The 18,781-nt window shown below is 62.0% G+C and carries 19 protein-coding genes; 8 read left to right on the top strand and 11 right to left on the bottom strand.

Annotation, left to right across the window (positions count from 1 at the left end):
- Positions 1 to 59 precede the first annotated feature (59 nt).
- Entirely contained in the window at positions 60 to 779 is a 720-nt protein-coding gene (locus NCT03_RS20230; RefSeq protein ID WP_502800394.1) for a hypothetical protein, read from the top strand.
- A 152-nt stretch (positions 780 to 931) separates the two neighbouring features.
- Here the strand turns inward: NCT03_RS20230 and NCT03_RS20225 are convergent, their stop codons facing one another.
- The 3 genes from NCT03_RS20225 to NCT03_RS20215 form a co-directional block, all read right to left on the bottom strand.
- Positions 932 to 1,477 carry a DUF6572 domain-containing protein gene (locus NCT03_RS20225; RefSeq protein WP_250510250.1) on the bottom strand — a complete coding sequence of 182 codons (546 nt, stop codon included), beginning with the start codon at positions 1,475 to 1,477 and terminating at the stop codon, positions 932 to 934.
- A gap of 272 nt (positions 1,478 to 1,749) precedes the next feature.
- Entirely contained in the window at positions 1,750 to 2,907 is a 1,158-nt protein-coding gene (gene ydiK, locus NCT03_RS20220; RefSeq protein ID WP_244829269.1) for an AI-2E family transporter YdiK, read from the bottom strand.
- Between the two features lie 314 nt (positions 2,908 to 3,221).
- Positions 3,222 to 4,139: a LysR substrate-binding domain-containing protein gene (locus NCT03_RS20215; RefSeq protein WP_250493622.1), complete on the bottom strand. Its 918-nt coding sequence runs from the start codon at positions 4,137 to 4,139 to the stop codon at positions 3,222 to 3,224.
- A gap of 105 nt (positions 4,140 to 4,244) precedes the next feature.
- On the opposite strand from NCT03_RS20215, the gene NCT03_RS20210 reads away from it, so the two are divergent.
- Positions 4,245 to 5,234, top strand: coding sequence for a glutathione S-transferase family protein (locus NCT03_RS20210; protein ID WP_250493621.1), 990 nt, complete (start codon positions 4,245 to 4,247; stop codon positions 5,232 to 5,234).
- A gap of 8 nt (positions 5,235 to 5,242) precedes the next feature.
- Here the strand turns inward: NCT03_RS20210 and NCT03_RS20205 are convergent, their stop codons facing one another.
- On the bottom strand, positions 5,243 to 6,094 hold the full coding sequence (locus NCT03_RS20205) for a 3-hydroxybutyryl-CoA dehydrogenase (protein WP_244829272.1): 852 nt from the start codon (positions 6,092 to 6,094) through the stop codon (positions 5,243 to 5,245).
- A 51-nt stretch (positions 6,095 to 6,145) separates the two neighbouring features.
- Positions 6,146 to 6,625, bottom strand: a complete 480-nt coding sequence (locus tag NCT03_RS20200) for a 2,4'-dihydroxyacetophenone dioxygenase family protein (protein ID WP_250493620.1) — start codon at positions 6,623 to 6,625, stop codon at positions 6,146 to 6,148.
- 128 nt (positions 6,626 to 6,753) lie between these two features.
- Between NCT03_RS20200 and NCT03_RS20195 the strand changes: the two genes are divergently transcribed.
- The 4 genes from NCT03_RS20195 (at position 6,754) to NCT03_RS20180 (ending at position 9,783) form a co-directional block, all read left to right on the top strand.
- Positions 6,754 to 7,674 (top strand): ABC transporter ATP-binding protein, encoded by a 921-nt coding sequence (locus NCT03_RS20195; RefSeq protein ID WP_244829274.1) that lies wholly within the window; start codon positions 6,754 to 6,756, stop codon positions 7,672 to 7,674.
- A 45-nt stretch (positions 7,675 to 7,719) separates the two neighbouring features.
- Entirely contained in the window at positions 7,720 to 8,481 is a 762-nt protein-coding gene (locus tag NCT03_RS20190; RefSeq protein ID WP_244829275.1) for an ABC transporter permease, read from the top strand.
- A 46-nt stretch (positions 8,482 to 8,527) separates the two neighbouring features.
- Positions 8,528 to 9,028 (top strand): peptide-methionine (R)-S-oxide reductase MsrB, encoded by a 501-nt coding sequence (gene msrB, locus NCT03_RS20185; protein ID WP_250493619.1) that lies wholly within the window; start codon positions 8,528 to 8,530, stop codon positions 9,026 to 9,028.
- Positions 9,029 to 9,258: 230 nt separating this feature from the next.
- The gene (locus tag NCT03_RS20180) at positions 9,259 to 9,783 is read left to right on the top strand and encodes a hypothetical protein (protein WP_244829278.1); all 525 of its coding nucleotides are present in this window, start codon (positions 9,259 to 9,261) and stop codon (positions 9,781 to 9,783) included.
- 22 nt (positions 9,784 to 9,805) lie between these two features.
- Here the strand turns inward: NCT03_RS20180 and NCT03_RS20175 are convergent, their stop codons facing one another.
- Complete coding sequence (locus NCT03_RS20175; protein WP_250493618.1) at positions 9,806 to 10,969, bottom strand: metallophosphoesterase; 1,164 nt, start codon at positions 10,967 to 10,969, stop codon at positions 9,806 to 9,808.
- 214 nt (positions 10,970 to 11,183) lie between these two features.
- Here NCT03_RS20175 and NCT03_RS20170 point away from each other — a divergent pair, with 214 nt between their 5' ends.
- Positions 11,184 to 11,792: a hypothetical protein gene (locus tag NCT03_RS20170; protein ID WP_250493617.1), complete on the top strand. Its 609-nt coding sequence runs from the start codon at positions 11,184 to 11,186 to the stop codon at positions 11,790 to 11,792.
- A gap of 55 nt (positions 11,793 to 11,847) precedes the next feature.
- Here NCT03_RS20170 and NCT03_RS20165 read toward each other — a convergent pair whose 3' ends face one another.
- Both NCT03_RS20165 and NCT03_RS20160 read right to left on the bottom strand, forming a co-directional pair.
- Positions 11,848 to 13,308: an NAD-dependent succinate-semialdehyde dehydrogenase gene (locus NCT03_RS20165; RefSeq protein WP_250493616.1), complete on the bottom strand. Its 1,461-nt coding sequence runs from the start codon at positions 13,306 to 13,308 to the stop codon at positions 11,848 to 11,850.
- A 61-nt stretch (positions 13,309 to 13,369) separates the two neighbouring features.
- Positions 13,370 to 14,695: a 4-aminobutyrate--2-oxoglutarate transaminase gene (locus NCT03_RS20160; RefSeq protein ID WP_502800393.1), complete on the bottom strand. Its 1,326-nt coding sequence runs from the start codon at positions 14,693 to 14,695 to the stop codon at positions 13,370 to 13,372.
- A 253-nt stretch (positions 14,696 to 14,948) separates the two neighbouring features.
- Between NCT03_RS20160 and NCT03_RS20155 the strand changes: the two genes are divergently transcribed.
- Positions 14,949 to 16,133 carry a M20 aminoacylase family protein gene (locus NCT03_RS20155; RefSeq protein WP_250493615.1) on the top strand — a complete coding sequence of 395 codons (1,185 nt, stop codon included), beginning with the start codon at positions 14,949 to 14,951 and terminating at the stop codon, positions 16,131 to 16,133.
- A 217-nt stretch (positions 16,134 to 16,350) separates the two neighbouring features.
- Here NCT03_RS20155 and NCT03_RS20150 read toward each other — a convergent pair whose 3' ends face one another.
- From NCT03_RS20150 to NCT03_RS20140, 3 genes are all read right to left on the bottom strand, one after another.
- A complete protein-coding gene (locus tag NCT03_RS20150; protein WP_250493614.1) occupies positions 16,351 to 17,892 on the bottom strand; it encodes a methyl-accepting chemotaxis protein in 1,542 nt (513 codons plus the stop codon).
- A gap of 125 nt (positions 17,893 to 18,017) precedes the next feature.
- The gene (locus tag NCT03_RS20145; protein ID WP_244829287.1) at positions 18,018 to 18,179 is read right to left on the bottom strand and encodes a hypothetical protein; all 162 of its coding nucleotides are present in this window, start codon (positions 18,177 to 18,179) and stop codon (positions 18,018 to 18,020) included.
- A gap of 18 nt (positions 18,180 to 18,197) precedes the next feature.
- The gene (locus tag NCT03_RS20140; RefSeq protein ID WP_250493613.1) at positions 18,198 to 18,773 is read right to left on the bottom strand and encodes a glycosyltransferase family 9 protein; all 576 of its coding nucleotides are present in this window, start codon (positions 18,771 to 18,773) and stop codon (positions 18,198 to 18,200) included.
- Between the last annotated feature and the right edge of the window lie 8 nt (positions 18,774 to 18,781).

Genomic DNA, 18,781 nt, shown 5'->3' with positions numbered 1-18,781 from the left:
GCGAACCGTCAATTTGTCTGAAGGTCGAACCGAGCCTGTTCGATCATCGGACGAGTCAAATGGAGGAACGCAACATGGTGAAGCGCTCGTTGAGGTTTGCGCTACTGGCGGCTGGTCTGACAGGAGCGCTTGTCGCGCCGGTCGCATCCAACGCGCAAATCAACCTGCAACAGTTCGGATTCGGCAGCGGCAAGTCGGATGTGTCGGACAGCGCGGGCACGCAGTCGTCGGGATTGGGTTCGCTAGTGCAAAGCTATCTCGGCGCGAATCAACAGGTGTTGAGCGGACAATCGAATCTTGCTTCGGCCATGGGAATGTCCGGCGTCGCGAGTCAGGCACAGTCGGCGGCGGGACTACTGTCGAGCGCGTCGGGAAGCGGCGGTGTGCCGAGCAGCAGTGCGCTGTCGCAGCTTGGCGGTACGCAGCAAAGCGTGTCGCAATCGCTGATTCAGGCTTTTTCCAGTGGATCGACCACGCCGCCGACGGCCGCGAGCAAGCAAACTTTCACGGATGGGCTAGCTTCGCTGGGTCAGGGCGTCAAGCAATACGCGGGGCTGCAATCGAATCTGAGTTCGGTCAAGAATTCGATGAACGTGTCCTCGCTCATGCAGGCCGGCTCGAATCCTGGCACGGCGCAGGCGGCAACGTATATCGCGCAATCGGCGCCGGGGCAGTTGCAATCGCTGATGCAGACGCTTACGCAGGCTGTGCAGTACGCGAAGACCAATAATATTGCCGTGCCGTCCATCGCGACGTCGGCGTTGAGTCTGGTGCAGTAACTTCGGAAGTGCCCACGAAAAAGCGGCGAGGCTTTCAGGCCTCGCCGCTTTATTTGCTTCCCGAATTGGCTCACCGGTGTATCCCGTGAGAGCTCACCCGTGTTTCCGAAGCGCGCTCGTCGCGCACCGAACGGCTCCGAGTACAACGAAATTCAGTTCATTGCCGCGCGCCGCAACGACAGGCGGGTAAGAACCGCCGGGAGAGTCTGCGCCTGTTGCGCCCTGGAAGGCATCAACGGCGGCAGATAAGAGATGTCGGTCACGTCGGCGAGGCGACTGCGCGGGTCCGCATCGAGCACTTCGATAGCCGCGGGTTCGACCAACTCGGCCTCGACCTTGGCGACGTCGTCGACCTTGATGCCGAGCGAGCGCCGAACGTCCACGGCGCGCACACGTACATCGAAACCCGCCGCGTGGATGACGCGCTCACGCGTTTTCCAATACTGCAGCGCGCTGGGCGTCATTTTGTGCATCGACACGTATTCAAATACGATCTGATATCCGCGAACGTGCGGATAATTCATAAGTAACTGACCTGAGCGAATATAACGGTTATAGCCGTCTATTTTCCGCGTCAGCAAATCCTCATGCATTTTTTCATCGTGCCAGTCGCATTCATCGAATATCCCGACATACACGCGCTTGAGCAAGGAATTCACTCCGATGTAGTCGATGACGTCCACGTCGCGCAGAGACATGGTCATTCCCCTACGCCCTGAGAGGGCAAGTATCAAAGAAGTGCATTGTAGCGGAATATGTCTCTTTAAATCACAGCGAAACATTGTGTGTTTGCTTGCGATTTCTCAAATTAATCAGAGTCCTAAGCCATTGCTTAAGCGATTTCTTATTTTGGGATGATTCAAAATATAAAGCTGGATTTGTATCGCGTTAGATACGCTTTAGGTGTTTTCCTAATTTTGCGCCCAGTGCCGGTTCAGCAGATATAAGCGTAATGCTTTGCGCCGTCCGCTCATACGTCGCTTATGCCTCGCGCGGCCGTCGATCCGGTCAGCTCTTCCTTACTCATGGCGTCTACTTGCGGCAATGAGGGCTGTTCGTTGATCCATGCGTTCAATATTGCCGAGGTGACCGCGAGAATGACCGGGCCAATAAACAATCCGACAATTCCGAATGCGAACATGCCGCCAAGCACGCCGGAAAGAATCAGCAGCATCGACAAATTGATACCGCGGCGGATGAGTATGGGACGTAAAAAATTGTCGAGCATGGCAATCATGATCGACCAGATCAGCAACAGAATCGCGGCGACGTGCGACCCGTGCCAGAAAAGCCAGGCGACGCCCCCAAGCAGTGGCAAGAGCGGCCCGATTTGCGCGAGGCACAACATCAGCATGACGGCGGTGATGATGCCCGCGGCCGGCACGCCCGCGATCCACAAGCCGATTCCTCCGAGCGCCGATTGCGTCACGGCCGTCACGACAATGCCGAGCGCCACCGCGCGAATGGCGAGGCCGGCGAGCTTGATGGCTTCGGCGCCACGCTGCGCGGCAACCCGCGTTGCGAACCGCACGATGAAGCGGCCCGCTGCCTCGCCCTGCATGTATAGGATGCCGGAGATGATGATCGTGATCACCATGTGCATCACGAACACCCCGACGACGGCCGCGTGCGACAGCATCCAGCGCGCTGCGATCGTCACATACGGTTCGATGCGGGCGAGCAGGCCGCCGGGGCCGGCGTCGGAAAGCGTCTGCCATTCGGCCGAGACGCGCTGACCGGCGAGCGGCACGTCGTGTACCCAACTCGGCGGCGGGGGAAGTGCATACGTGGGCAGGCTCTTGATGGCCGACATGATCTCGGCGCCGTGCAATGCGAGCGTGGAGATAGCCTGATACAACGGCAGCACGATGACGATCAGCAGCACGAGCAGCATGACAGTCGTCGCGGCCCAGCGGCGATTGCCGCAGCGGCGTTGCACCGCGACCATCAACGGCCAGGTGGCGACGACGATCGTCGTGGCCCAGATCAGCCCCGGCAGAAACGGCCGCAGGATATAAAGGCTGCCAACAGTCAGCGCAGTCAGAATGGCAATGACGAGCAGAATGCGCGCGATATCGACTGGCTGGCGCGGGTTCAAATTCGGCGGCCCGTTCGGAGTGGTGGACATGGTGCCTTGAATGAAGAGAAATCAGTGAGACGGGGCGTTTTAGCGCCGGCATCATAGCGGTAAGTTCGGCGGCATCCAATCCATACTACTAAAAATTGCCGATGGCGCACGGTATTCGGGCGCGCTGGCAATGTGCGGTGGCTTCGCATACGCTTGACGAAACGATCACTCGACGAGATGGCAATCATGCTCATGCAACCACGTGAAGACGACGGCCGGCGGCGCAGACGGCTGCGAGGCCTCTTCGTATATTCGCTGTGGCTTTTATGCTGTCTGGTCTTTTCGTTGCCTTCGGTGATCAAGCTGCCGTAATTTCAGGCGAACGCGTCGATGCCATCGACCAGACGCCTGGCCAGACGCGCCTGACGGAACTGCTCGATCCACCATTGCAATGCGCGGCCTTCGTGATCGCCGCGCCATGCCACGTATAGAACGTTAGGCTCGCGCGGATCGCCGGTTTGCTTTGCGATCAGTTCGCCACGCGCCAGCAATGAAGCCACTCGATGCTTCGGCACCCAACCGCAGCCAAGTCCTTGCCGTTGAGCAAGAATCTTCGCGCGCATGCCCGGCACGGCGAGCGCCGCTTGTCCGCCGAGCACGCCGTAAGCGCGTCCCGCCGATCCATGCGATGAATCCGCGACCGCCACCGCGCGATGCGCCGCGATCTGCTCGCGCCCAAGCGGTTCTGCCGCCTTCGCCAGCGGATGGCGCGGCGCCACGGCGAACACCCATTCCATCACGCCGAGTTCGAACCAGCGCAGGCCGGGAATCGCGGGCGGTTCGTTCGTCGCCCCGACGATGAGATCGGCGCGGCCATCGCGCAGTGCTTCCCACGTGCCGCCCAGCACTTCATGCGTCATGCGCAGGGTTACGCCGGACGCGAGCGCGTCGAACGCCTGCACGACCGGCAGCAAGGTCTCGAACTCGAGTATCTCGTCGCAGACGATCCACAACCGGTCTTCCCAGCCGCTCGCGATCTGCTTCACGCGCTGCGTCAGACGCGACACGTCGATCATCAGACGCGCGGCTTCATCGGCGAGAAGATGGCCCGCTGGCGTCAGTTGCAGGCGGTAGCGACGGCGGTCGAACAGCAGCGCGTCGAAGCGCGTTTCCAGTTGCCGCGCGGCATGCGAGATCGTCGAGGGCGCGCGGCCTAGTCGCGCCGCCGCGCGGGAAAGGCTGCCGGTCGAGCGGATTGCATCGAGCAGGGCGAGTTCTTCATCGGATAACATGTTCGACTCCATCGAACGTTCATCGGCGCGATGGTACGGCAAGAGCGGCGGCGCGGTCCACCACGTGCTTGGAGATGACGCAAACAACGATCAGGGAGCATGCAGATGGGACGTCTCGTCGACGGGCAATGGCAGGACAAGTGGTACGACACGAAATCGACTGGCGGGCGCTTCGTGCGCAAGGACGCGGCGTTTCGCAACTGGGTCACGGCCGATGGCGCGCCCGGTCCGAGTCGCGAGGGTGGCTTCAAGGCGGAAGCGGGCCGTTATCACTTGTACGTGAGCCTGGCTTGTCCGTGGGCACATCGCACGCTTATCGTGCGCGCGCTCAAGGGGCTGCAAGAGATGATCGGCATCTCGGTCGTTCACTGGCTCATGCTCGAAAACGGCTGGACCTTCGCGGATGGTCCGGGCGTCGTGCCCGACGCCATCAACGGCGCGCGCTTTCTGCATCAGGTCTACACGGCGGCGGACGCGAGCTACACCGGCCGCGTGACCGTGCCGATTCTCTGGGACAAGGCGCGCGGCACGATAGTCAGCAACGAGTCGTCCGAGATTATTCGCATGCTGAATGCCGCGTTCGACGGCCAGGGCGCCAAAGCGGGCAATTACTATCCGCCCGAGTTGCGCGCGGAGATCGACACGCTCAACGCGCGCATCTACGACACCGTGAACAACGGCGTCTACAAAGCGGGCTTCGCGACCACCCAGGCCGCGTATGAGGAAGCCGTGCAGCCGCTCTTCGATACCCTCGACTTCCTAGATGCGCGCCTTGCCTCGCACCGTTATCTCGCGGGCGAGCGCTTCACCGAAGCCGACATCCGACTGTTCACGACGCTCGTGCGCTTCGACGCCGTGTACGCCGGCCACTTCAAATGCAATCTGCGGCGCATAGCGGATTATCCGAATCTCTCCAACTACTCGCGCGAGATTTACCGGATGCCGGGAGTCGCGGACACGGTGAACTTCGAGCACATCAAGCGGCATTACTACGAGAGTCATCGCTCGATCAACCCGACCGGGATCGTGCCGGCCGGTCCCGTGCTTGACTTCGCCGCGCCGCACGACCGAGAGCGTCTGCCGAAAAGCGCGTAAGCCTGAGCTCAGTCGTACCGATAAACGCCGCGCTTCGTCTTGCGGCCGAGATAACCCGCGGACACGAGTTCGCGCAACAGCGGGCACGCTCGATATTTCGAATCGCCGAAATCCTTCAGGAACACGTCCATGACCGAGAGACAGACATCGAGGCCGATGAGATCGGCAAGCGCGAGCGGACCGATAGGATGGTTTGCGCCGAGCTTCATGCCCGCGTCGATTTCCTCGGCGCTCGCCACGCCTTCATAGAGCACGAAGAAGGCTTCGTTGATCATGGGCACGAGAATGCGGTTGACCACGAAGCCAGGCGAGTTCTTCACGCCGATGGGCGACTTGTCCAGCTTCTCGGTGAGCGCGCGCACGGCGTTCGCGGTGTCGTCGCTCGTCTGCACGCCGCGAATCACTTCGACGAGTTGCAGCAGCGGCACCGGATTGAAGAAGTGCATGCCGATGAACCGCTCGGGCCGCGCAAGCGTTGCGCCAAGCGCGGTGATCGAAATGGACGATGTGTTCGACGCGATGATCGCCTCGGGCCGCGCCGCTGCTTCGATCTGCTTCAGAATGCGGTGTTTGAGCTCGACGTTCTCCGTGGCCGCCTCGATGACGATATCCGCGTCCTTGAGCCGCCCGTAATCCGTGGATGTCTGGATGCGCGCAATCGCGGCATCGCGCACCGACGCCTGCAGCTTGTCTTTCGACACCAGCCGCTCCAGGCTGTTCGTCAGTGTGGCCACGCCCTTGGCGAGCGCGGCGTCCGTCACGTCGATCAGCACGATGTCGAATCCCGCCACGGCCGCGACCTGCGCGATGCCGTTGCCCATGGTTCCCGCTCCGACGATACCCACCGTCTGTATGCTCATGCGCGCTTCCTCCAATGGATGTTTGTGCGATGCACGATTCTAACCACGCCTTCAGCCGAACGCCGTCAAGTCGCGTGCTTTTAATCCATGCGCGCGGCAATAGGCAGCGTAGCGCTCCCAGCCGCTGCGCCAGTCTTCGGCGGCAAGTATTTGCCCGTTTTCGTTTACGAAGAGCAGCTCGCCCTGAATGATGTTGAGCGTGACGATCTCATCGCTGCCGTCCACCACGGGAACGGCTTCCGGCGTGTGACTGGAACCTGCGGTCTCGTACACGATGCTGCCTTTCTCCGCAATCCACGCATGTTCGCGATACTTCCAGCGCCCTTCGACCGTGTAGACGATTACCGTGCCCGTATGCCGATGCCGCGGCATTTGTCCGCGCGCCGGCGCCTTCAAAAGGGCGATGGTTTCGCCGCGAACCGGATCGAGCTTGAAGTATTTGACGAGCACGTGCTCGCTGTATGGCGTGAAGGGCACCCACGGCACGTCCGCGTCGTTGATGCAGGCGGTTTGAATCTGTTCGAACAGCATGTCGGCTCCCTTGATCAGACGCCCATTGTATGCAGCGCGGCACGCGCCGTGCATCGGCCAAACGGACGACCCCTGAAAGCCCCGTTTCGATCCAGCCGGATCGCGCCTTATCTGCTATCGTCCGTGCCATGCCAACCATCATTACCATTTCAAACCTCTCCAAGACCTACGAGTCGGGGTTCAGCGCGCTCCGGGACGTGAATCTGGAAATCCGGCGCGGCGAGATTTTCGCGTTGCTCGGTCCGAACGGGGCGGGCAAGACCACGCTCATCAGCACGGTTTGCGGCATCGTGAATCCCAGCTCGGGCACGGTCACCGTGAACGGACACGACATCGTCACGGACTATCGCGCCGCGCGCGCGATGATCGGGCTCGTGCCACAGGAACTCACCACCGACGCCTTCGAAACCGTGTGGGCGACCGTATCGTTCAGCCGGGGCTTGTTCGGCCGGCCGAAAAACCCGGCGCATGTCGAGAAGGTGCTGAAGTCGCTGTCGCTCTGGAGCAAAAAGGACAACAAGATCATGACGCTTTCGGGCGGCATGAAGCGGCGCGTCCTGATCGCCAAGGCGCTCGCGCACGAGCCGCAGATTCTCTTTCTGGACGAGCCGACGGCCGGCGTCGATGTCGAACTGCGCCGCGACATGTGGAACCTCGTGCGCGAACTGCAAGCGAACGGCGTGACCATCATCCTCACGACGCATTACATCGAGGAAGCGGAAGAGATGGCGGATCGCGTCGGCGTGATCAATCGCGGCGAGATCGTGCTGGTCGAAGAGAAGGCCGAACTCATGCGCAAGCTCGGGCAGAAGAAGCTCGCGCTGCAATTGGATCACGCGCTGGCTGCCGTGCCCGCGTCGCTCGCGCCCTACGGCCTGCAATTGTCCGCCGACGGCAACGAACTGACTTACACCTATGACGCCCATGACGAGCCGGGTCGAATCATCGCGCTATTGCGCCATGTCGATGAAGCCGGCGTGCGCTTCAAGGATCTGCAAACGACGCAGAGCTCGCTCGAAGACATCTTCGTGAGCCTCGTGCGCAACTAGTCGTATCGGACCGGGAGCATCGATTCCGGTCGACAGGGAGACCACATGAATCTTCACGCAGTACGCGCGATCTATCGCTTCGAAATGGCGCGCGCCGGACGCACGCTCATGCAGAGCATCGTGTCGCCCGTCATTTCCACTTCGCTCTATTTCGTGGTGTTCGGCGCGGCCATCGGCTCGCGCATTCCGCAAGTGGACGGCATCAGCTACGGCGCGTTCATCGTGCCGGGACTCGTCATGCTGTCGCTGCTCACGCAGAGCATCGCGAACGCTTCGTTCGGCATTTACTTTCCGAAGTTCACGGGCACCATCTACGAGCTCTTGTCCGCGCCCGTGTCGTATTTCGAGCTCGTTCTGAGCTACGTCGGCGCGGCGGCGACCAAGTCGATCATTCTCGGGTTGATCATTCTGGCGACTGCGCGGCTCTTCGTGCCGCTGCGGATCGACCATCCATTTTGGATGATCGTGTTTTTGCTGCTGACATCGCTGACATTCAGCCTGCTCGGATTCATCATCGGAATATGGGCGGACGGTTTCGAGAAACTCCAGATCATTCCGCTTTTGATTGTCACGCCGCTCACGTTCCTCGGCGGCAGCTTTTATTCGATCAACATCCTGCCGCCTTTCTGGAAAACGGTCGCGCTTTTCAATCCGGTCGTGTATCTCATCAGCGGCTTTCGCTGGAGTTTTTACGGTCTCGCGGATGTTTCCGTAGGCGTAAGCCTTGCGATGACGTTAGTATTTCTGGGCGTGTTCATCGCTATCACGGCGTGGATCTTCAAGACCGGCTATCGCATCAAATCGTAGCGGTTGGCGCCGGCGGGCGTCGTCACCATCAAGAGGCGTTCATCGAATGAAAATCATGAAACGCACTAAACGCACTTTCTTCGGCGCGGTCACGGCCACTTTCACGGGCGGCTCCATTGCCTTGCGCGGCGCGGACACGGCGCTTGCCGACCCGTACGAGATGAACCTGAGCGATGCCGGATGGCGCCGCCGCCTTTCCACTGAACAATATCGCGTGCTCAGACGCGGCGCGACCGAGCCGCCGAACGCCAGCCCGCTGATCAACGAGCGTCGCAACGGCTCGTTTTTTTGCGCGGGATGCGGATCGCCGCTCTTTGCCTCGTCGGCAAAGTTCGATAGCGGCACCGGATGGCCGAGTTTCTCCATGCCAATCGACGGCGCCGTCGCCACCCGCGCGGATGCAACGCCCGGCTCCCTTCGTCACGAAGTGCTTTGCCGGCGTTGCGGCGGCCATCTCGGGCATGTCTTCGACGACGGCCCGAATCCCACTGGTCTGCGTTACTGCCTGAACGGCGCTGCGCTGCTTTTTCGCCAGACCGAAAGCTGACCTGGCCAAAGCGCGTAGAACGGAGCCGGTCGCCGGCGCACGCGCCAAACGCTTTGAATTCGCCTTGAAGCAAGGCGAGCCTTTCGCGTATCAAAACGATCGGTGACAAAATTTCGCACTCCGTCTCAATCATCTCGAAGGGTTGACAGGGCAGAATCGAAACAACATCCTCGTCAGGATGTATGCGAGAGAAAGCCTGGCTGGCCTCGCTGACATTGAGAGACTGAGCCATGAAAATCAAAATAATCGACTTCTGCACAGCGTTGCTGATCGGCTCGCTGACTGGCCTATTGAATGGCGGCAATGCGTTTGCTCAACGTCAACCAAGCGCAAAGGTTGCTGCGCTGTCCATCGAAGGCAAGATGCTCGTGCAGATCATCGGCGAGGTAAAAGCTGTCGATCCGGACGCGCATCGCGTCACCGTGGTCAATGCGCAAGGGCAGGAGACGCAGTTGAACGTCGGGCAGGAGATGCAGGATCTGAACAAGTTGCCTATTGGCACACGAGTGAATAGCACGGCGCTTCGCGCGGTTACGCTCACGCCCGTCAAAGCACAGCCTTTGCAGGAAATGCTGCCGGGGCAAACGCAGTTCGTCGGGCAGGTTACGGGCGCCGACAGTGCAACCGGCGTCGTCATGTTGAAGGACGCCAACAGCTTGCCAATCGAGATACGTACAACCCATCCCGGCGACGCCGCCGCGCTCGCATCCGGCGCGACCGTGAAAGTGGTCTGGAAAAGCGTTTCGAAGCGCTGACTCCATGCAGGCCAAGCTGGATTCAAGCTGCAGGCGCCGCGACCAGCCTCACGCGCGTGATTTCGGAAGGCGCGCCGAGGCGCTTGGGCGGTCCCCAATAGCCCGTTCCTCGACTCGTGTACACCCACAGTCCGTTAAATTTCACGAGACCCGACACGAACGGCTGCTGCAGCTTGACGAAGAAGTTCCACGGAAAGAACTGTCCGCCATGTGTATGCCCCGACAGTTGCAGCGTGAAACCCGCATCGGCGGCGGCGGTCGCGCTGCGTGGCTGATGGGCAAGGAGCACGCGCACGGTGGCATCGGCGGGAGCGCCTTCCATCGCTTTAGCCGGGTCGCTCCGGTGCGCGGGATCGAAGCTGCCCGCGCCGTAATCGGTAACACCGGCGATCACGGCTTGCGCGCCGTCGTGGTTCAGCACCACATGCTGATTGAGCAGCACATTCATGCCAAGCCGCCGGAATTCGACGATCCACTTGTCCGCGCCCGAGTAATACTCGTGATTACCCGTGACGAGGAACGCGCCGTGCCGCGCGCTCAATTCCGCGAGCGGGCGTGTATGAGCAGCGAGGTGCGGCACACTGCCATCGACCACGTCGCCCGTCACCGCGATCAGATCCGGCTGCAACGCATTGACGGCCGCGACGATTCGCTCGACATAGTGCCGCTTGATAGTCGGGCCGACGTGGATATCGCTGATCTGCACGATAGTGAAGCCTTCGAGCGCCGCCGGCAAATTGTCGATGGGCACGTCCACGCTTTTCACCGGCGCGCGCTTTCGCGCGTTGTAAAAGCCGGCGGCGGACGAAAGCAACGCGAGCATGGGCACGGCCAGCGCACTCTCGGCAACGAAGCGGGGCGAGGATATGGGCGTGCCGCGCAGCCAGTCGAACACATGCACGGACAGCAGCACGAGATCGCGCGCGAAGGTCAGCAGCAGGAGCGACGAGAAGAAGCCGAGCGCGGTCAGTCCGAACCAGGCGAGCCGATCCGCAAGCGGTTGCTTTTCGATCGATCGCGCAGACATGCCGAGCGGAATCAAAATCAGCGAGGCGACGAGCAGTGCGATGGCAAGCGCCTTGAGCGCCGGGCCGACGGGCGCATCGGGAATGAGCCGCACGCCAACGTAGATATGAAAGAGAACACCAATGCCAATGAAGCGGATAAAAAATGCCGAACGTCGCATAACGCCCCTAAAAGGTCAAAAATGCGGCGGGCAAGAATACGCGTGACGCGTCGGCGCGTCGAATATACGCGTCGTTGCCCTTAGCCGGTCCTGTCGATCGATTCTACCGGTTCGGGGCCATATCCGCCGTGGGCGTGCGTCTGGGCGTAGTCGTCTGCATGATATCGTCGAGCGAATTTGTTTGGACTACCGATGTGCAACGAGGAGTGATCAAATGAAATCAGGCTTTCGCGCGCTTTCTCTCTTTCCGATGACGGCAATCGTCGTGGCGTCCGGCACCGCTTTCGCTCAGACCAACGACGCATTGACGAACCAGGCGCGGCAGGTCATCGGCGCGGCGCAGCCTATCCACGTTCAAGCCGTCATCACGGGCATAGACCCGTCGACGCGCACGCTCATCGTGCATGGTCCGCGTGGCGATTCGACAGTGCTCGTCAATAAGGAAGTGACGGGTTTCGATCAGCTTCATGTCGGCGACAAGGTCGATGTCCAGTACAAGAACGCTTTGCTTTCGAACGTGGAAAAGGTAACGGGCAAGGATCAGGGCCTGCGCAAGCGCGTGGACACGCAAACCTATTCGCCCGCTTCGGGCGCGAACGGCGCAAGCGGCTTCGATTCATCGCGTCAGGTCGAGATTCTCGCCACGGTCGTGAGGGTCGACAAGAAGCATCACACCGTCACGCTGCGCGGACCGTGGCGCACCGAGACCATGGACCTTCCGCCTGATCTCGCAGCCGACAACCTCAAGAAGGGCGACACCGTGCATGCGGTGTTCGTTTCCGCGGCCGCGGTGAAAGTGACGCCCGTCGCGGCATCGAAATGAGCGAAGGCCCCGGCATTAAACACGCGCGGGGCCTTCGCTCGGTGCATCGGCTAAATCAGACCTGCAGGCACAGATACTTGATGACGACGTAATCGTCGATGCCATAGTGCGAGCCTTCACGGCCCAGTCCCGATTGCTTGACGCCGCCGAACGGTGCGACTTCGTTCGAGATCAGGCCGGTGTTGATTCCGACCATGCCGTATTCGAGCGCTTCCGCCACGCGCCACACGCGTGCAATGTCGCGGCTGTAGAAGTATGCGGCGAGTCCGAATTCGGTGTCGTTGGCCAGGCGAATGGCTTCGTCGTCGGAAGAGAATTTGAAAATCGGCGCGAGCGGGCCGAACGTCTCTTCTTTCGCCACTTGCATGGCCGGCGTGGCGCCGGTAAGCACGGTTGGCTGGAAAAAACCGTGGCCGAGCGCATGCCGCTTGCCGCCGGCCGTCAGCGTCGCGCCTTTGGCCAGCGCATCCTCGATATGCGCTTCCACTTTCTTCACCGCCGCTTCGTTGATGAGCGGGCCGAGCAACACGCCGTCATCCGTGCCGCGTCCAACCTTCAGGTCGCCTACAGCCGTCGCCAGTTTCGCGGCGAACTCGTCGTAGACGCGCTCGTGCACATAGAAGCGATTCGTGCACACGCACGTCTGACCGCTATTGCGATACTTCGATGCAATCGCGCCTTGCACCGCCGCGTCGACATCGGCGTCTTCGAACACGAGGAAGGGCGCGTTGCCACCGAGTTCCAGCGTGACTTTCTTGACCGTAGGCGCGCTTTGCGCCATCAGGAGACGGCCTACCGCCGTCGAGCCTGTGAACGAGAGCTTGCGCACGGTCGGGTTGCCCGTCATTTCGCCGCCGATGGCTTTCGGGTCGCCGGTCAGCACGCTCAACACACCCTTCGGCACGCCCGCGCGCTCCGCGAGCACGGCCAGCGCGAACGCGGAGAAGGGCGTGGCTTCGGCCGGCTTCACGACGATAGGACAGCCCGCCGCCAGCGCCGGACCGACCTTGCGCGTGATCATTGCTGCCGGGAAGTTCCACGGCGTGATCGCCGCGCACACGCCGATTGGTTCCTTCGTCACGACAATGCGCTTGTCCGCGGCGGGCGTGGCGAGCGTGTCGCCCGCCACGCGCTTGCCTTCTTCGGCGAACCATTCGATGAACGAAGCCGCGTAGACGATCTCGCCCTTCGCTTCGGCGAGCGGTTTGCCTTGTTCGGTCGTGAGGATGAGCGCAAGGTCGTCGGCGTTGGCGATCATCAGGTCGTACCAGCGGCGCATGATGACCGCGCGTTCCTTCGCGGTTTTCTTGCGCCATTCGGGCCACGCGGCGTTGGCGGCCGCGATGGCGCGGCGTGTTTCGCTCGCGCCCATTTGCGGAACGGCGCCGAGCGACTCGCCGTTTGACGGATCGAGCACGTCGAAGGTGGCGCCGTCATCGGCTTGCTGCCATTCACCAGCGATATACGACGCGTGACGAAGCAGTGCCGGATCCTTGAGTTGGTCTTTGAGGCTCATTTGCTTGCGATTCCTTCTTGAGATTTCTGCATTCAGCATACGACGAAGGGGCGAACCGTGCTCAAGCCGCGGCGGCGATGGTTTCGCTCAACACTTCGTCGAGAATGCCGAGGGCTTCGTCGAACACAGGCTCCTGGATCGTGAGGGGAAACAGGAAGCGCACGACGTTGCCATACACGCCGCACACGAGCAGTAACAAACCACGTTCCAGCGCGCGCGCCTGCACGCGCCTGGCGAAATCGGCATCGGGTTCGTGCGTGCCGGGCTTGCAGAACTCGGCGGCGATCATGGCGCCCGGACCGCGCACATCGGCGATCTGCGGCACGTCCCGACGAATCGCTTCGAGCTTCGCTTTGAGCTTGTCGCCGAGCGTGTTGGCGCGTTCGCAGAGTTGCTCTTCGTCGATGATATCGAGCACCGCGTGCGCCGCCGCCACCGCGAGCGGATTGCCCGCGTAAGTGCCGCCGAGACCGCCTGGCGCCGCGCTGTCCATGATGTCCGCGCGGCCCACGACGCCCGATAGCGGCATGCCGCCCGCAAGACTCTTCGCGATCGTCATGAGATCGGGAACCACGTCGTAATGCTCCATCGCGAAGAGTTTGCCGGTGCGCGCGAATCCCGTCTGCACCTCGTCGGCGATCAGCAGAATGCCGTGCTCGTCGCAGATCCGGCGCAGGCCGCGCACGAAGTCCGCGGGCGCCGGATTGAAGCCGCCTTCGCCTTGCACGGGTTCGAAGATGATCGCCGCGACGCGCTTGGCTTCGATATCCGCCTTGAACAGATGCTCGATGGCGCGCAGCGAGTCCGCCACCGATACGCCGTGCAGCGCGTTGGGAAACGGCGCGTGATAGACGTCGGCGGGGAACGGCCCGAAACCGATCTTGTACGGCGCGACCTTGCCGGTGAGCGCCATGCCCATCATCGTGCGGCCGTGAAAGCCGCCCGTGAAGGCGATCACGCCGGGCCGCCCGGTTGCCGCGCGCGCGATTTTCACGGCGTTTTCGACGGCCTCCGCGCCGGTCGTGAAGAACGCGGTCTTCTTCGGCGCTTGACCGGGCGCACGGGCGCTAATTTTTTCCGCGAGCGAAACGTAAGATTCATAAGGCACGATCTGATAGGCCGTATGTGTGAAGCAGTCGAGTTGCGCGCGCATGGCCTCGACGATCTTAGGATGCCGATGCCCCGTGTTGCACACCGCGATGCCCGCCGCGAAGTCGATGAAGCGGCGGCCTTCGACGTCCCAGAGTTCCGCGTTCTCGGCGCGCGCCGCGTAGAAGTCGCACATCACGCCGACGCCGCGCGGCGTGGCGGCATTCTTGCGGGCCTGAAGGTCCGCGTTGGTGGCCCGAGTGACGTTGGCGGGCGAGGTTTGAGGAAGTTTGGACACGGCGAAGTTCTCCTTGGGGCGCGGCGCGCGGTTGCATCAGTCGGATTCAGAGCCGACTATAGTTAAATTTGGCTCTCCTGGTCAGAGCCATTCCGATGCATCCAATGGAGCCAATTCCACCTTGTTTGCTGCGATCCATGCGGTCGAAATTGGCAAAAACTCGCGCGGAACTGGCACGCGACGCGCGACTGGAGGATCATGTGCGCCGTTCGTGTTTTCGTTTTCCGTTTCGATTCAGCCAAGGTTCCTGCAAATGACCCGACTCTTCACCGAACTCGCCGATCTTTCCGACGATGCGCCCGCGTTGCGCGAGATCCGTCACGACATCCACCGCCATCCCGAACTCTCGTTCGAGGAGACGCGCACCTCGGCGCTCGTCGCGCAGAAGCTCGAAGAGTGGGGCTGGGAAGTGAGCCGGGGCATCGCCGGAACGGGTGTCGTCGGCACGCTGACAGCGGGCGATGGCACGAAGCGCATCGGCCTGCGCGCCGACATGGACGCGCTGCCGATTCACGAGCAGACCGGCAAGCCGTACGCGAGCGAGTCGCCGGGCAAGATGCACGCGTGCGGCCACGACGGCCATACGACCATGCTGCTCGGTGCGGCACGGCATCTAGCGCGCACGCGGCGTTTCAATGGCACGGTGCATCTGTATTTTCAACCGGCGGAAGAGCACGGTTTGCCGAGCGGCGCGCAACGCATGATCGCGGAGGGGCTCTTCGAGCGCTTTCCTTGCGATGCCGTATTCGGCGTGCACAACCATCCTGGCGTCGCGCCCGGCACATTCCTGTTTCGCAAGGGGCCGTTCATGGCGGCGTGTGATCAGGTGTCGATCGAGATCGAAGGCGTGGGCGGGCATGCGGCGCGTCCGCATTTGAGCGTCGATCCGGTGGTGGTGACGGCGAGCATCGTGATGGCTTTGCAGACTATCGTCGCGCGCAATGTCGATCCCGCGCAACCGGCCGTCGTCACGGTCGGCTCGATGCACGCTGGCACGGTCAACAACGTGATTCCGAATCGCGCGAAGCTCGAACTGTCGGTGCGCTCGTTCAGCAAGCCGGTGCGTGAGTTGCTCAAGCGCCGTATCTGCGAACTCGTGGATGCGCAGGCGGCGAGCTACGGCGCAAAGGCGACGATCAAATATCTGGAAGGCTATCCGGTGGTCGTCAATTCGGATGCCGAAACGGAATTCGCGGCGCAGGTGGCGCGCGAGTTGGTGGGTGCCGAGCACGTGGTCGACCACACGGATTTGCTAATGGGCAGCGAGGACTTCGCGTTCATGCTGCAGGCGCGGCCGGGGACGTTTTTGCGCATCGGCAACGGCGCGGGCGAGGACGGTTGCATGGTTCACAACCCGCACTACGATTTCAACGACAGGAATCTGCCGGTCGGGGCGGCTTATTGGGCGCGATTGGTGGAGCGGTTTTTGGAGCAATGAGCAGCCGACGATCCAGAACCGCACCACGATTTCGGTGACGAGAATCCGCTGGTCGGAACGGCTTATCGGGCGCGGTTCGTGGAGCGGTTTAATAAGAGTAAGCGGCCGATGATTCAGCCTTGGAGCGATCGCCGTCACTATGCAAGCGACGGCGATTGCTTCAGCCATTCAAGAAGCAGCGCAACCCATACCTCGACAATCTGCGCCGATGCACTCCTCAAGCCGGCAAATGAAAACTGCCGATTGCCTCCCGCAACCCATCCACCTGATCCTTCAACGAATGCGCCGCAGCCGCTGCTTCTTCCACTAGCGCCGCGTTCTGCTGCGTGACCTGATCCATCTCGACGACTGCGCGATTCACCTGCTCGATGCCCGCGCTTTGCTCGCGCGATGCATTGCTGATCTCATCGAGAATCTCGTTCACACGACGCACCGACGACACGATCTCGCCCATCGTCGAACCGGCGTTCGTCACGAGCGACGCGCCTTCCTGCACCGTATGCGTCGACGTCTCGATCAGCGCCTTGATCTCCTTGGCCGCCGTCGCCGAACGTTGCGCGAGGCTGCGCACTTCCGCCGCCACGACCGCAAAGCCGCGTCCTTGTTCGCCCGCGCGCGCCGCTTCGACCGCCGCGTTCAACGCCAGGATGTTGGTCTGGAACGCAATGCCATCGATCACGCCGATAATGTCGCCAATCTGCTGCGAGCTTGCCGTGATACGCGTCATCGTGTTGATGACTTCGTCCACCACGCCGCTGCCGCGCGTCGCGACATCGGCGGCCTGACCCGCAAGGCGCGCGGCCTGCGCGGCGCTCTCGGCGTTGTTCTTTACGTTGGCCGTCATCTGGTCCATGCTCGATGCGGTCTCGACCAGCGCGGCCGCTTGCTCCTCGGTACGCTGCGACAGATCGGTGTTGCCCGCCGCGATTTCCGACGCGCCCACGTTGATGTTTTCCGTGCCGTTACGCACACGCGACACCGTCTCGACAAGGCCGAGCTGCATCACCGAAAGCGCGTGCAGGAGGCTCGAGGTATCGCCGGCACGCACCGGCACGGCGGCCGTCAGATCGCCACGCGCAATGCGATGCGCCGCATCCACCGCGAGTTCCAGTTCGCCGCCCAGATTGCGCTTGATGCTGCGCAGAACGACGAGCATCGCGGCCGTCGCGATGGCGCCGAGCAGCATCGTGATGGCAAGCCAGCGCAGTGCGCTTGCATAGAACGCGCTCTGCACGTCGTCCATATACATGCCGGTGACGACATACCAGTCCCACTGGCCGAAACGCTGCGCATACGAGAGCTTCGCCACGGGCTTGTCGCTGCCTGGCTTCGACCACAGATAGCTGATGAAACCGCCGTCCGGCTGATCGCCCGCCTTGACGATATCGACGAACAAGTGATTGCCCGCCGGGTCGGTGTATCCCGAAAGATCCTGCCCGTTCATGGCGGGCTTGATCGGGTGCATGACCATTTTCGGCTTCGAATCGTTGATGGAAAGATAGCCATCCTTGCCGTAGCGGATCGCGCCGATGACATCCAGCGCGCGCTTCTTGGCTTCTTCTTCGGTGAGGGTCTTGTTGGCGGCGAGCGCCGCGAAGTGCGTGACGACGGCATGTGCCTCGCCGACCAGCGTCTTCAACTGTTCCTTGCGATCCTCGATCATCGACGTGCGGTTCTGCCACGCTCCGATAATGCCGATCGCAATCAAACCTATCCACAGCACGGCGATCATCGAGCCGAGCTTTCTGTTCAACGTCATTCCATTCATTTGTGCGCCCCGCAGTCTTTTTACGTTGTCCTAGACGGTGCGGCGACGCGCGCGCCGCCGCATGCCCCTCTTACGGCATACGGCGCGGCAAATGTAGGGTGGGGGTTTCCCCGGTGTCAGAAACGCCGGATCGGGTCCTTGTCCGGCGGGGCATCGGGATGCTGCGGCTCGTCCGGGCGATGCCCCGGCGACGGCGGCGTGAGCGGATCGGCTTCCGGATCGCGGTTCGGATCGGCGATCGGATCGGGAACGGGACTGGTTTGCAGATCGAATTTCATGGGAATTCCCGAATGGCGTCAGGCCGCGTCGTGTTCGACCGGCATGTGCAGTGTGAAGGGCGTGCCGGGGTGCGCGCGCCGCGTATCCGACAGTTCGGCGCGTGCCCGTTCGATGATGGCCTCGCTGTCCGTGCCGCGCGGATGCTCGTCGAGCACGATATGCGGCGTGCCGAGCGCACGTGCGGCGGCGGCGGGCGAAGGCGCGATGGCATCGTCGGAAAGGAGCAGGCGGGCGTCGGCGATCAGGCGCGGCAACGTGCGCGGTGCCACGGCGCCGGCCAGAAAAAGCGCGGCGGTTTGCATCGCGCCCAGGACGCCGGCCGTGCGCTCCGGATCGGGCGCGTCGCCGATGATAGCGATCTGCCAGCCGTCGGCGGTCAACTGATCGGCAACGTCGGCGTATTGCTGCGCGGACCACGCGGGCGTCGTCTTGTGGCTGCCGGGATGAATCAGCACCAGACGCTCGCGCTCGATGCCATGAAACGCCACGAGTTCGTCATATTGGGCGTCGGACAACGGCGAAGCGGCAGGCGAGTCCGCAATCAGCGAAGGCGCCAGGTCGTCGATCAGGGGAGAAAACGGGTTGGCTCGCATCTGCGCTC

The organism is Caballeronia sp. GAWG1-1 (genome assembly GCF_023631465.1).
Taxonomy (GTDB): Bacteria; Pseudomonadota; Gammaproteobacteria; order Burkholderiales; family Burkholderiaceae; genus Caballeronia.
Note: the sequence above shows the minus strand (reverse complement) of the source record. Positions and strands in the feature narration are given on the sequence as shown.